The 14438-nt window shown below is 52.1% G+C and carries 9 protein-coding genes; 1 reads left to right on the top strand and 8 read right to left on the bottom strand.

Going from position 1 to position 14438, the window contains the following annotated elements; genetic code table 11:
* Positions 1-99: 99 nt before the first annotated feature.
* The 8 genes from ACN085_RS01420 to ACN085_RS01385 form a co-directional block, all read right to left on the bottom strand.
* Positions 100-990: a hypothetical protein gene (locus ACN085_RS01420; protein ID WP_419105490.1), complete on the bottom strand. Its 891-nt coding sequence runs from the start codon at positions 988-990 to the stop codon at positions 100-102.
* A 3-nt stretch (positions 991-993) separates the two neighbouring features.
* Positions 994-2211: an RHS repeat-associated core domain-containing protein gene (locus ACN085_RS01415; protein ID WP_419110347.1), complete on the bottom strand. Its 1218-nt coding sequence runs from the start codon at positions 2209-2211 to the stop codon at positions 994-996.
* Positions 2212-2854: 643 nt separating this feature from the next.
* A complete protein-coding gene (locus ACN085_RS01410; protein ID WP_419099564.1) occupies positions 2855-3316 on the bottom strand; it encodes a hypothetical protein in 462 nt (153 codons plus the stop codon).
* A 16-nt stretch (positions 3317-3332) separates the two neighbouring features.
* A complete protein-coding gene (locus ACN085_RS01405; RefSeq protein WP_419110346.1) occupies positions 3333-3713 on the bottom strand; it encodes a hypothetical protein in 381 nt (126 codons plus the stop codon).
* Positions 3714-4426: 713 nt separating this feature from the next.
* Positions 4427-4816 (bottom strand): hypothetical protein, encoded by a 390-nt coding sequence (locus tag ACN085_RS01400; protein ID WP_419110345.1) that lies wholly within the window; start codon positions 4814-4816, stop codon positions 4427-4429.
* Positions 4817-4821: 5 nt separating this feature from the next.
* Complete coding sequence (locus ACN085_RS01395) at positions 4822-5151, bottom strand: hypothetical protein (protein WP_419110344.1); 330 nt, start codon at positions 5149-5151, stop codon at positions 4822-4824.
* Complete coding sequence (locus tag ACN085_RS01390) at positions 5144-10636, bottom strand: DUF6531 domain-containing protein (RefSeq protein WP_419110343.1); 5493 nt, start codon at positions 10634-10636, stop codon at positions 5144-5146. Before ACN085_RS01390 ends, ACN085_RS01395 begins: the two co-directional genes overlap by 8 nt.
* 166 nt (positions 10637-10802) lie before the next feature.
* Positions 10803-11594: an SDR family oxidoreductase gene (locus ACN085_RS01385; protein WP_419110342.1), complete on the bottom strand. Its 792-nt coding sequence runs from the start codon at positions 11592-11594 to the stop codon at positions 10803-10805.
* A 125-nt stretch (positions 11595-11719) separates the two neighbouring features.
* Between ACN085_RS01385 and valS the strand changes: the two genes are divergently transcribed.
* Complete coding sequence (gene valS / locus ACN085_RS01380; RefSeq protein WP_419110341.1) at positions 11720-14368, top strand: valine--tRNA ligase; 2649 nt, start codon at positions 11720-11722, stop codon at positions 14366-14368.
* The last annotated feature ends 70 nt before the right edge of the window (positions 14369-14438 follow it).

The raw sequence follows: 14438 nt of genomic DNA, 5'->3' as shown, positions 1-14438 counted from the left end.
AATCGTATCTACACGAAGCTGTAAGGGAACATAGGGGGTAGGAACTCCATACGAAGATGTCAGCGGTGTCTGCTTGTGAACCAGGGGGCGGGTTGTTATTTACAAGACTGGGTTTTCTACCCCATCAATCAGGCCCTGGTTTGCCTCTGCATCGGTGGGCGCACGCCAGAGAAGATTCCCCTTGTCATCAAGGATGCGCCAGGTCAAGGCGGGTTCGCTTGAACCGATCTGCCTCAAGCGCAAAGAATCAAAAACCAGCGAACATCCATATAATCCGAAACCGCTTCCAGTGTAACCTTGTAGAGTTTCACCCTGAGCAATAGAGGCAAAATTGAGTGCTCCGGCCTTGGTAGCATTATCCATTAATAAAACTTTATCTGAATAAAAGGCCCAAGAATTCCAGAATTGAATCTTATATTTTTCTACGGAATTTTTCTGAAGATAAATTTCAAGAACTCGATTACTATGGTCCTTTTCAAGCAAATTCAATGAAATAATTTTTGCGCCAATCAAACCATGAGGAAAACTTTTTTTGTTACTTAAAATAACTGGCGTATATAAAGCATCCCACTGAGTAAAATCAGTGCCAAGGGCAGAAAGTTCGTAAGGATAAATCTCTCCTGCAAAAAGCTGTTCTCCCTCGCCCACAACAGTTAGACTCCATTCCGTGGCAAATTTATTATCAGACGTGAGGGCTCGGATCATTCCCCCGTCTTCTAAAATGTATGTTGCATCGTAAACATTATCTGGCCCTAGAATATCAACAATTTTGACGCCAATAATTCTCTGGAGATTGCTATTAATTGTTTCATCTGTATTATCCCAACTAAAAACATCTCCTGCATAATATATTTCCCAGTAGAAATCTAGATATAATGAAAATTCTCGACCGCTGGAAGTTTTTCCAGCCAGGGAAAGTGCGTAACTACCTGGTTGGAAATATTCGATAGTGAAGGGCAGTTCATTAATAAATTCTTTGATGTTATTCATTATTTACTCATAACGGTGCAGAGGCAGATGTGATTTTTCCATCATTTTTATAGATCTCTCGTGCCCTTTTAATCCTGCATCAGGTTTGGGCACGTCCCAAGTGGCAGGATCAAGTTTTAGAGGTTTTTTATCTAGACCTGCTGGATTCTCTCTTTCATAAACTGCACGCAAAATATGGTGCTGATGATTAGGGTTTGTGCCAGTGTTAGATTCCATGATTCGAATTATAGAACCATCGAAAGTACTCACCCACTGTTGACCGGGGCTACGTGTGGGGTACGGCCCATCCCAAACCGGCGAATCATTAAGAACCTTCGCGAACCTATCAGCATTCGTATTACCAACGGCCACGCCATCTTTGTTCATTATCCAAGCATTTTGAGCCAAAGGATAGTCGTGGGGAATTACCTGGGGAGAAAGGTTCTGCAGTTTTGGTTGGGCCGGTGGTAATGCAGGTAAAGTTCCGTAAACACCTGGCCCGATAGCTTTCTGTCCAGAATGTACGGTGGCCGGTGACGGACTAAAAGCAGCAGGCTGTAATACTTCTCCTTCAATTACTCGAGTTGTCTTACTACCTCCGACAGAAACGACTTCGTCTGTTAGCTTCTTGCCCGCAGACGAAGGCCCCGGCAAAGCAGCCACAGAAGCCGCCAACGTCACTTCACTCAACAAACCAGTCGCTGAATGGGACCCCGGTTGCCTCATATACGAATAGGCCGCCGAACCACTGCCAGCTAACCCTTGCACCAGGGGGCCACCAGGAACCATATCCAAAGCAGTCTGAAGAGGATCAACCGAACCGGTAGTAGCCTTCTGCACCCCCACAGAAATACCGCCCTGAACCAGCATCAAACCAACAGGGCCACCAACACCGGTAGCCATCAAAACACCACCGGCAATCACCATACCGGCAGCCGCTAAATACTCCCAGTTATCCGCTAGAAAATCACCAGCATCAGCCAGAATACCCTGATGAGCCTTCTGGTAGTCCGCTAGTTCAGCGTCGGTAATAGGCCGCAAACCCCACGGGTCCACCTGATTCACCGGATTATTACCCGCAAAAGAATACGGGTTAGAACCCCACGCAGCACCAGCCACAGGAGCCAGAGGATCAACGCTCAAAAATGAAGCGGTCAGCGGATCATAACCACGAGCACCCATCAACTCCACACCGGCAACAAGAGGCACACCATCAGAGGTATCGGGTCCAGCCCCAGCCACCCCAAAAAAATCCTGGGAACCAGCCCCGCCTGCTAAACACCAAAAAGTAGCAGAAACTACACACTCCTACTCTGTTCTTCTACATACTCCACACAAAGATCATATAAACGCGTTCTCAGACGGTCTAACATCACATTTTCTTGTGGATAGAAGTTGCCCGCGGTAGACAAAACAAGATCTGAGAAACTACCAGCCCCTCGGTACATTTTGAGGATATTTCTGATTACGATTTCTTCGTTTGGGACTGAATGAAGGGAATGCACTATGCCTTCAAAAGAAGAACTATAAGGTTCGCACTGCATAGAATTAAGCAGGGCATGTATTTTTTCGACACATTCTGTGATGTGTTTTTTTAGTTGAGTTCCCAATGTCCTACCGCTTTCGCCCCTTCAATAGTCCAGGTTTTCGATGAGAGTTTGTTGAGTTCATCCCATGTAAAGCCCTCCGGAGCAGTCCGATAAGCATGGGCTTCCCTCAGCGCACTTGGGGGTTTACTTGACGGGATTCAACGAAGTCACACCAGTGGACCCAAACACATCCTTTTGCAACTACAGGAAAACACCAACAAACAACGTGGCATCATCGCAAGCAGGAAATACATGCCGCTCAGTTTGTGCTGCCTAAACATCACGCGCTCTAGTGCTCAGCCCGTTTCCGAAGGCAACTCGATACGTTGAGCATCAAGCACAGCACCAGTCCAACGAGGCAGCTGATATGGGTGTAGCCAAAATATCACGGTTTCCCCCTGATGCAGGTCTAAAAGATCCACAGCCCCTTCAGTAGAGCCTGTTCCTAAATCACCTTTGAACCCAATAACCCCACACTCTTCAGTACGAATCATAATCGTCGATGACGTCGAGGCGCTTCTCAGTCCCCCACCTGAACCATCAATATAAGCATCTTCAATAGTACAGCGCTTCTCTTCTTGCATGGATTCAATATTGCCCGCGATAAAATACCAAGGAATACCAACCATTAGAGTTAAACAAACACTAAAAAATACCAATAACCCTAGACATCCTAAATAGTTTTTAAATCCAACTTTTCCCTCAAGGTTACTTCCAGGATGATTAGACTGAGATATTTTAGTTGAATATTTTTTCATAGTAACTTTCTGATAATTAGTGTGAGCCTTCGCCACCACTCCCTATAGAAGTGTTGGCTCCAACTTGCCCCGCGTGGGTAGATGCACCCCCAGCCATATTCTCTAAACCTTTAATAACCATATCCTTACCTGAGAATTCACCTCCATATCCGATAAGATAGTTTCCTGCACCTGTCGAGAAATCAATGATTCTGTCTGAAGTATACCCTGCAACCTTGTGCACACTTGAATTATTTATAGCTAGAGAAGGTAATGGATTTAAAGCAAAAAGTTGATCTACGATCGGATTAGCAGCTTTCAGGCTGTTTTCTCCAAGTTTTCTAGCAGAATTGCCCAAGGAGGGAGTAACGCCACCAAAGATGGTGCCAGAAGCCCAAGTCCTCAGTGCTCCATCCACACTTAGGTCGTACTTTTCGCCCCCCCTTAGAATCGATAAAGTAACCACCTAAGCTATTGAAGCCACCGGTTGTAGCGCCTTCCACGACTTACCCTGGAAGCACCTGACGGAATGTACTCAACCTTGCACAATTATTAGCCCGAGAAATGGCTGCCTGTTCAGAGCGTCTTACACTTTCACCTTGCAACACCAAACTCTTAAAGTCGCTTCGAGGTCGTCCTGTCTTATAAAAATTAGTAGCCTTCTGGAATAACATAGCTGATTCATCACTTAGACTAGCTGCCGTACTTGCAGCACGTCCTGCAAGTATTTTGCCAACACCCAATGCAGCACCTCCACCCAAAAGAGCTGAAGCTCCGCCTACTAGAGCGTTCAATCCACTCCTATAAAAGTAAGAGCCGCCCCTACAACCCCCGCTGCAACAACAGCTTCACACCCCCAACAACAGGCACACCAATAGCCGGTAGGTCAAAAAGCCAATAAAACCATCCAAACCACTTCAGGCTCCACCTGATTCACCGGGTTAGTGCCCGCAAAGGAATAAAGGCTTGATCCTCTGTGGCCCCATTCCAGTTATTCAGGCGAGATCAGGTTAATCCGTGGTAGCCCAAAATATTTATGGAGATTTAGATTATACAAGTCTATTAATCGATTTTCCGATACCTTTTACAATTTATTACTCGACCACTGTTGCAATTATTATATATTACTTACTACTCAACAGAAATCTGCTTCAAAAAGCTATCAAAATCTTCCGGAGAAAAAGCTGCCTGAACAGGCTCAACACTAAGATTCACAAAACAAACTACCCACCAGTGCTTAGGGACACCCATTACTTGTTTTTCAAACAAAGAAGACTCGGGAGCCCAATCTACATTCGCAATAAAAACTGGCCCATTTGATGAATCAAAGGACTCAGCAATCGCTTGCCCTTCAAAAAAATTCTTGGTTAATTCGGAAGTTTCAAATTCAGCCCATTCTTTGCCAACCGTCAACCGGACACGATGAAAAGTCTTATTCTTCTTCCACAGGACTTTCTTCTCATACACTTTTCGCTCCACAGAAATCTTCCGACCCGAGGAATCTTTAAAAACCATCGTCACACACTTTATCTCTCAATAATTTTAATTTTTTCTCGTTGATTAGAACCAACGTGAACACCTGGAAAAAACCCTGGGATAATCATAACCATAGATTTATGCCATACTTCATCTCCCGCTACACCATAGGCAAACACGAATACCCACAGAGCAAAAGATAGCCAGTAAGCAATACTTCTTGGCAAAAAGCGAAATATCAAGTAACCCAATACACCGAATGCTATAGTCGCAATAAACAATATAAAAAAATGTTGTAAACCAATAAAAAATAAATACAGCACAAACAGTGAAACAGGCGCCGCAAACAGCGAATATAAATTTTTAGATTTCTTACTCACCTTTTAATATGTCTCCAAACAATATATCATTAGCTCCAGAAATTGAATCTCCCAGTAAAGCGCCTCTCCACATCCTAGAAGACTGGGTGCCTTTAAACATGCCACGAAGTGTACTTGGAGACGTCCAGCTTGCCTGATTCAGTGTATTTGCTCTCGTTGCTTTCGCAACAGGTAATTGTGAGAAACCTGCAGAAGTACCTCCAGCAACCAATAGTTTTCTTATATTAGTTTCTTCACCTGAAATTCCGGCGGTAAGACCTTCGGCTCCAACACCACCCGCAAAGTTCGTTCCAAGTTCAGTAATTTTTTGCCTGAGGTAAGGAGATGCTTTAGCTAGCGTTCCTGAGCCTGGGCCAAAGAAACCGCCCACAGCTGCACCGAAGCCTCCGCCTACGCTGTTGCCAATAAACTCCCTCAACTTCCATTTCTCACCTTTCACCGCTGAATTAACGGAGTAAGTAAGACCACCACCAACTGAGCCACTCGTAAAGTGAATACCAGCGTTCACAGCCACTGAGCCCTTGAAACGGGTAGCGGATTTTGTAACTGCCATCGTTAACTTTGTGGCAGCGGTACCAGCTCCGCCTATAGCTCCAGTGGCTCCACCTACCAGGGTGTCTATTCCTACTTTTTTCCAGTCAACTGTGCCATCTGGGTTTTTATTGTTGAGGATAGAAATACCACCGCTCAGTGCAGCGCCGCCAGCAACACCAAGTGCTATGAGACCAATAGGCCCGGTGGCAACAAGGGCGGCGAGGCTTAAAACAGCGCCTGCAGCAATTGCAACGCCAGCAATAGCATCAGCATGTTCGTTGGCCCAATCTTTAACGGCCCCCAACAGGCCACCGGATTGTGCTTGCGCATAGGCCTGCAAATCAGCGTCAGTAATAGGCCGCAAACCCCACGGGTCCACCTGATTCACCGGATTATTACCCGCAAAGGAATACGGGTTAGAACCCCAGGCGGCACCAGCCACAGGGGCCAGAGGATCAACGCTCAAAAATGAAGCGGTCAGCGGATCATAACCACGAGCACCCATCAACTCCACACCGGCAACAACAGGCACACCATCAGCGCTGAGACCAAAACCAGCAAGCAACCCACCCTCACCAGAGGCACCGGGGCCAGCACCGGGAACAGCGAAAGGATCCACCTCATCCGTCGAACGGGTCAAACGCCAACCGGTCGCAGGTGCAAGCCCCAAAGACTCACCAGCAACACTGACCAGCGTGGGAACCGGGGCGGTAGAATCCCAGAACAAATCAATACCGTCAATCTGAGCGATCTCACCCAGAGCATCGACCCTTATTGAATGTGCTATCGACTCCCCAGCACCCGTACTAACCCGAATACCTTCCAGATAGCCGGCAGGACCATAGGCAAACTCACGCACCGAACCATCGGGGTCAGTCTCCCGAACACGCCGCCCCAAACCGTCATACACAAACTCACGAACAAGACCATCAGAGCCAGTCACACTCACAAGTTGAGAAGCCGCATCGTAGGCTAAAACCTGATCAGTACCATCAGCACCCACAGTTCGAACCAGACGCCCACACTCGTCATACTCATAACGCACAGACTCTCTACCGGTAGTCGAGCTATGAACAGACACAAGCTGCGATGCGTCATCGTAACCGTAGTTTGCGTAGGTGCTCGTTCCATCAGCGGCGATTCTTTCAACCCCTGCAACACGCCCAAACTCGTCACGGGAAATCGACGTTTCCTGAGCAACCTTGCCCTGGCCGTCCACCAGACGGTGAGCAACCACAGCACCGTTAGCGTAAGTCCACTGTGATACTAAATCCTTAGTCGCTGTAGAAACTACACGCGACGCAACATCGTAGTTATAAACAACCCTTCTGCCGTCTGAATCAGCAACACTTTCCAGGCGTCCCGCACCATCGTAGGAATACTCAACAGACCCACCAACAGGATCAACCCTCGACAGCAGCTTGCCAGCCGCATCATAGGACCAGCGCATAGTCGATTCGCCACGCGAACGCGAAAGAAGCCTGCCCACACGGTCATACTGCAACTCGTGCACAGTCTCGCTGTCACCCAAATACTCGTGAACGCGCACCTTACGCTGAGCAAAGTCACGCTCAACCGAAGAAACCAAACGCCCATTGACGCTCATTGAGGTTTCGCGGCCCTCAGAGTCATAGGTCCAGCTAGTAACCCGGCCCGTGGGATCGGTCTGAGAAAGCTGATGCCCAGCCGCATCATAGGTAGCCTGTGTAACACGCCCCAGAGCATCGGTCACAGAATCGACCTTATCCAACTGCGTGTAAGTACGGGTTGTTACACCCCCAGCAGGGTCAACCATACGCACCATACGGCCACGCAGGTCATACTCATACCGGGTGCGCCCACCCAAGCCATTGATAGCCTGCACCAGTTGACCGGCAGCATCGTACTTGAAGCGGCGAATACCGAATGAGCCATCCTGCATAAAGGTCAGACGGCCACAGACATCGTAGCCGTAACGTGCTACTCCCCTACCCGGGCTTACAGACCTGACCAGGCGACCGCAGGCATCGTACTCATACTCTGAGCGCTCACCAGCAGGGTTCACCTTAGCAACCACACGGGAATCAGCGTCGTAAACCAACTCAGTCACAGCGCCCGATGCATCAATATAACGGTAAGCACGGCCAGCATCATCATACTCGTAGCTCACACGGGCACCGTCAGGGCCAACGACCGCAACCAAACGACCCGCAAGGTCATACTCGCACCGAGTCAGAGCACCCTCACCATCGACCAGCTCAACGGGATTACCAGCAAGGTCGTAGGAAGTCAGCTCAACAGAGCCATCCAAATTTTCGCGCTTAACCGGCCGACCATACGCATCGGTAGTAATCGTAGCGGTGCCAAAAATATCATTCAGCGTAATCCGCTGGTCAGCACGGTCAAGGCTCGCCGTAACCCGGTTACCCAAAGGGTCAACAGTCGCAGCAAGCTGACCGGTCTGATCGTATTCACGGCTCCACACAGAACCCGCAGGGTCCGTAATCGCCACCAGTCGTGAAAGGCTGTCATGCTCAAAGCCCCAGGAGGCCCCGTCAGGCAAAATAGCCGCAGAGACGTTACCCATATCGTCAAACTCACGTGACACCGACCGGCCCAGCGGGTCAATAGTCTGGGCAACCTGGCCGTGCGCACCGTAGCGCATAGAAGTACGCTCACCCGCAGGGTCCACGATTGCTACCAGACGGCCCGCAGTATCGTACTCGTAGCGGTGAGTTGCGCCATCAGGGTCAACCTTACCCACCACCTGACCGGCGGCATCATAGGTAAAACGCGTCTTATGGCCACCCGGCGAAATAGCCTCAACAGCACGCCCAGCCTGGTCATAGACCATACGCGCAGTATCACCGTAAGCATTCGTTACGCTCGTCAGGTTACCGAAGGAATCGTAGGTAAAACTCAAGGGCACCCCGGTCGGCCCAACAACCCCAGTCAAAAGACCGGACTCCCAGGTCAAATGGGTGATACCGCCCAGTGCATCGCGAATCTTGCAGGGGTTACGGTCCTGCCCCTCATAGGAGTAGGAAATCAGACCACCGGTGGTAGTCACAACATCGGTGATACGGTCCTGCTCATCCCAGGCAAAAGTAATGTCAGAACCCTCTGGTGTTACTGTGCGGGTTCGCCGGCCACGCTTATCATAAGCATGCACGGTCATTGAACCGTCGCGTTCAGTAACAGAGACAAGGTTACCCTTGCGGTCATAAGACATCGACTGCCGATGGTCGTGAGCATCAATAACGCCCACCAACCTACCCTTGGCATCTGAAATCCAAGAGTTAGACCGCTGGCCGTCTTCATCAGCCACAACGGTAACTCGGCCGGGCAGGTAGGAGAACCTGACTAAACGACCGTGCGGGGTCTTCTGGCTAATAACCCTGCCGTACTGGTCATACGTATTGACGACTTCCTGAACGCCAGCGGCATCAGCCACCACTTCAATAAGACCCTGCTCATTGTGCGTGTAGCGGCGGTGGTAGTTACTGCCCTTAGCCTCGGTCAGCAAACCAGCTGCGCTGTAGGAATACTCAATCCTTCGCCCATCAGAGCTGGTTGCAACAGCGACCTTGCCATCTACATATTCAAAAGAGATAACCCTGCCGCGCTCATGCCTTAGGGCAGTAATTTCGCCCTGACGATCACGGTCAACATAGACTCCCGTTCCCGGCCCCTGAGCAGAACCAAGCCAGTCACCCGCAGCAGTGAAGAACCACCCGGAACCGGTATTATTGGCAACAACCCAGGCGACCCGACCGCTCAGAACCTCAGGTATCAGAACGGTACTTGCATCTGCTACCGGTACAAGCCAAAAGTTCTCGTCAGCACAGGGTAAGAAGCCCTCCCCCGACCGCGCAAAAGAAATCTTTCTGCCATCGTGCATAGCCCAGGTTGCCTGCTCATCATCAAAGATAAGAGCAGTATCGAGCACAGAGCTCCACCCAGGGCCAAAAACCCCGCCCGTCTCACCGCGCGAGTTATACATACGGGTAAGCGCTAGAGCCGAGCAAGCACCCGCAAAAGAAAGATCATTCTCCGGTTCAATAAAGTTACCGTTACCGGTATTAACCGGGTCAAGCGTGTACCCGCTAGTTGGTTGACCGCCAACAGCGGAAGGGTTTACCACAGTCATATCTTCACGGATCGCTGATACACCTGCGTTATTAAGTGCCGTAGCCAGAGCAGAATCAGCTAGTGGGACGGGATGACCCGCGTGCGCCCCTGCGTCCTCAAAAGCTTGAGCAAGCGTGTGAGCCCACCTAATATCTTGAGCGTTCTTCTCAAGCCAGATATCAATAGCTCCAATAGCACCAGCCGCATCGAGGGAACCGTAGTTGCAGCTCCCCTGAAAATCCGCATAAGCAGTATCCAGGGATGTTTTCTTACCCTTGACCTCTGTATCCAGCGGTTCCAAGCCGGTACTGAAAGCCCTGAGATTTTCAGGAATAGCGGATGTTGTGCCCCCGCCGCCCCTACCGTTGCCAGGGCTGGGTGTTTGACGCGGGGTATTATCCGGAGTCGGAGCACTCTTGTTGATGGGGGTTGATGGTGGGCCCACTGGGGGTTCAGGTGCGCCAAAAATGTTGTCGTAGGCCTCCTTGAGCCCCCCAAATGTATCTTTAAGGCGCTTCTGCTCAGCGATGAACTCGCGTGCAAGGCGGCGACGTTCGTTCTCTTCTTTTGCCCTTTGAACAAGGTCGTCCACCAAGCCAACAGCATTACTCAGTGCCGTAGCGATCTCATCTGCATCGCTGGCAGCTGTCTGGGCATTGGAAGCAAAAAGTTCTTCAAAGTACCCTCGAAATTCTTGCCGGGCGGTGGCGACAAGTGAAGCGCGCGAAGAAGCTTGAGTTCTTAAGAGACCCGCCGCGTTCCTCAAAGCGCTTTTGAGGGTTTCGGCGTGCCCGAAGTTAAACTCAACGTTGCCATCAATTGCACCGAGATTATCGCTCATCTTCTTCCGCTTCCTGCATCACATTATCGAACTGTTCAAAACTGCAAATATCTGCTTCACCAAGACAAACATCCACCTTTACTGATTCTACTCAAAGAGCCTCAACTGATTTCGTTGTGAAACGTTTTTTGATGGAACCAGCTCAGTTGTTTCCCCTGCTTATTCTTCATGCCCCAGTCCGAATGACCTTATACTGGGCGGCCTGGGCGACCGGGCGCAGAGTGATATGGTCCAGGTTGATATGGTGGGGAATGTTCACCGCAAAGGTGACGGTCTGGGCTACGTCTTCGGCCAGGAGCGGTTTCTCTACTCCGGCATAGACCTTGGCCGCAGCTTCGCCCGAGCCCAGGCGGTTGAGGGAGAATTCTTCGGTGCGAACCATTCCTGGGCGGATCTCAATCACGCGCACGTTGTTCTCTGCTTCTTCAAGACGCAGGGTTTCGGTCAGCGCGCGTTCCCCGAACTTGGCGGCGTTGTAGCCTGCTCCACCTTCGTAACCAGCTTCAGCCGCTGTGGAGGTCAGATTGAGTACGGTGCCCTGCCCGTTAGCGCGCAAGGCGGGTAGGAAGGCCTTGACCATGTTCAGTGTTCCAACAACATTGAGGTTGAACATGGACAACCAGCCGTCGGGGTCAGCATCAGCCACGGCATCCACACCCAGAGCGCCACCGGAGATATTAAGCAGCGCATCGAGCTGTCCCCCGGTTTCTTCCAGAATCCGTGCGGCTTGCTCAACCACCGCGTCACGGTCAGTAATATCTAGGACCACCGGGCGCACACCGCACTGCCGGGCAAGTGCTTGGAGCCGTTCAGCGCGGCGGGCTACGGCGTAGACAGTCCAGCCGGTAGCGGCCATGAGCTGGGCTGTTGCCCGCCCAATCCCCGAGGAGGCACCGGTCACCACCGCCACTTTTCCAGCTTGAGCATCGGGGCTAAAGGGGTTAGCGGGAAGGGCCATGGGTATGCTCCTCAATCTGCGGGGTAGTTGCTTGGCACGCAAACGGTGCGGCTACCTCCATCTTACGAGCTTTGAGCGCCAAGGCCCGGGTGCATAGAGCCTCAAGACATGAGAGAATGAAAAGCATGGCTGAAATAAACCAGGGCACAGACACGCCCGCAGAACCCGCAGTAGACATTACCGTTCCCGCAAAGCCCGGCCTCGAAGGCCTGGAAAAGAAGTTCACACAGAACTGGGCCGAGCACAAGACCTACGCTTTTAACCGGGACACCACCCGCGAGCAGGTCTACTCCATCGACACCCCGCCTCCCACAGCCTCTGGCTCCCTGCATGTGGGGCACATGTTCTCCTACACCCAGACCGACGTCATCGCCCGCTACCAGCGCATGAAGGGCAAGAACGTCTTTTACCCCCTGGGCTGGGACGATAACGGCCTGCCCACTGAGCGCCGTGTTCAGAACTACTACGGGGTTCTGTGCGACCCCGCTATCCCCTACGACCCCAACTTCACCGCACCCGAGAAGCCTGCCAAGAACCAGCGTGACTGGCCGCGTATCTCACGCCAGAACTTCATTGAACTCTGCGAGATTCTTGCTGTTGAAGACGAAAAGGTCTTTGAAGAACTCTTCACCACTCTGGGTCTTTCGGTGGACTGGTCACACACCTACCGCACCATCGATGCCCACTCCCGCAAGGTCTCCCAGCTTGCCTTCCTGAACGATCTAGCCAGCGGCGATGCCTACATGGCAGAGGCCCCCACCATGTGGGATGTCACCTTCCGCACCGCGGTTGCCCAGGCCGAGCTGGAAGATAAGGAACGCCCCGGTGCCTACCACCGCATCTCCTTCCACCGTGAGAACGGCGAGAAAGTCTGGATTGAGACTACCCGCCCCGAGCTGCTGCCCTCCTGTGTAGCTCTGGTGGCCCACCCCGATGACGAGCGCTACCAGCCTCTCTTCGGCACTAAGGTTACTTCCCCGCTCTTTGGCGTTGAGGTAGAAATCAAGGCACATCCCCTGGCTCAGCCCGACAAGGGTGCCGGTATCGCCATGATTTGTACCTTTGGTGATACCACCGACGTCACCTGGTGGCGTGAGCTCCAGCTTGATACCCGCGCGCTCATTGGCCGCGACGGCCGCTTCGCTTCAGAAACCCCCGGCTGGATTACCAGCCCCGAGGGCCGTGAACGCTACGCCCGTATGGCCGGTGCAACCGTCTTTACCGCGCAAAAGACCGTGGTCGAGATGCTGATTGAAGCCGGCGAAATGGACGGCGACCCCAAGCCCATTACCCACCCGGTCAAGTTCTACGAAAAGGGCGACAAGCCCCTTGAAATCGTGGCCTCACGCCAGTGGTATATCCGCAACGGTGGCCGCGATGCCGAGCGCCGCGAAGCTCTTATTGAGCGTGGCCGCCAGATTACCTGGCACCCCACCTTTATGCGTTCCCGCTACGAGAACTGGGTAGAGGGCCTCAACGGTGACTGGCTCATTTCACGCCAGCGTTTCTTTGGTGTGCCCTTCCCCATCTGGTACGCCCTGGACGCCGATGGTGAGCCCAACTACGATGAGCCGATTGTTCCTAGCGCTGAGATGCTGCCGGTAGACCCCGCCTCAGAGCCTGCACCCGGTTACACTGAGGACCAGCGCGGTGTACCCGGTGGCTTTATCGCTGACCCCGATGTTCTAGATACCTGGGCTACCTCGTCACTGACCCCGCAGATTGCCACCGGCTGGGCCGTGGATCGGGAGCTGCACGAGGTCACCTTCCCTATGGATTTGCGCCCCCAAGGCCACGACATTATCCGTACCTGGCTCTTCTCCACCGTGGTTCGCTCAAACTCACTAGAGAACTCTGTTCCCTGGACCGATACCGCACTGTCAGGCTGGATCCTAGACCCGGATCGTAAGAAGATGTCCAAGTCCAAGGGCAACGTGGTTGTTCCCCATGAGGTTCTGGAAAAGTACGGTTCGGATGCGGTCCGTTACTGGGCGGCCAGCGCCAAGCTGGGTGCAGATACCGCCTACGATGAAGCTCAGATGAAGATTGGTCGCCGCCTGGCTATCAAACTCCTGAACGCTTCAAAGTTCGTGCTGGGTCTGGGGGCAACTGCTCAGTCAGTTATCACCACCCAAGCACAAGCTAACCTGCTCACCAACGACCTGGATCGCTCCCTGCTGGCTCGTCTAGCTAGCCTGGTTGAGGAATCTACTGCGGCCTTTGAGAATTACGAGTACGCTCGTGCCCTCCAGATTTCCGAGACTTTCTTCTGGCACTTCACCGATGACTTCGTTGAGCTCATTAAGGACCGCGCTTACGGCAAGGCAGGAGACGCTGAACAGGCATCAGTTCTGTCGGCTCTTGCCACCACCTTGGACGCTCTGCTCCGTATGTTTGCGCCCTTCCTACCCTTCGTGACCGATGAGATTTGGTCCTGGTGGAGGGCAGGCTCGGTGCACCGTGCGCCCTGGCCTACCACTGCCGGTTACGCGAAACTTGCCAAAACCGCTGACGCAGAGATTCTGCCCACCGTGGCGGCCGCTCTTGGAGGGATACGCAAGGCTAAGAGCCAGGCCCAGGTCAAACAGCGTACTGAAGTTGAGTCAGCAGTAATTACCGGTTCTCAGCAGTCTATCCAGCGCCTCAAGGCTGGCCTAGCAGACCTGAAGGCAGCCGGAAATGCTCACCAGCTCACTCTGCAGGTTCAAGACGCTCAAGCCGAACTAGAGATCAGCCAGGTCAAGCTCAGGGCAGAAGAAGAGAGGGCTTCCTAGCCTTCCTTACCTGCCCTAAACGGCTTACCCCCTGAGAGAGGCCTAGCTCATTCACCCGGGCTAGGCCTCT

This window comes from Rothia sp. P4278, from assembly GCF_048512945.1.
GTDB lineage: Bacteria > Actinomycetota > Actinomycetes > Actinomycetales > Micrococcaceae > Rothia.
This window is presented reverse-complemented; position numbering and strand designations above follow the sequence as displayed.

Coding starts and splice junctions, on each gene's coding strand:
- ACN085_RS01420 (WP_419105490.1), bottom strand. CDS start 990: ATGAATAACATCAAAGAATTTATTAATGAACTGCCCTTCACTATCGAA.
- ACN085_RS01410 (WP_419099564.1), bottom strand. CDS start 3,316: ATGAAAAAATATTCAACTAAAATATCTCAGTCTAATCATCCTGGAAGT.
- ACN085_RS01390 (WP_419110343.1), bottom strand. CDS start 10,636: ATGAGCGATAATCTCGGTGCAATTGATGGCAACGTTGAGTTTAACTTC.
- ACN085_RS01385 (WP_419110342.1), bottom strand. CDS start 11,594: ATGGCCCTTCCCGCTAACCCCTTTAGCCCCGATGCTCAAGCTGGAAAA.
- valS (WP_419110341.1), top strand. CDS start 11,720: ATGGCTGAAATAAACCAGGGCACAGACACGCCCGCAGAACCCGCAGTA.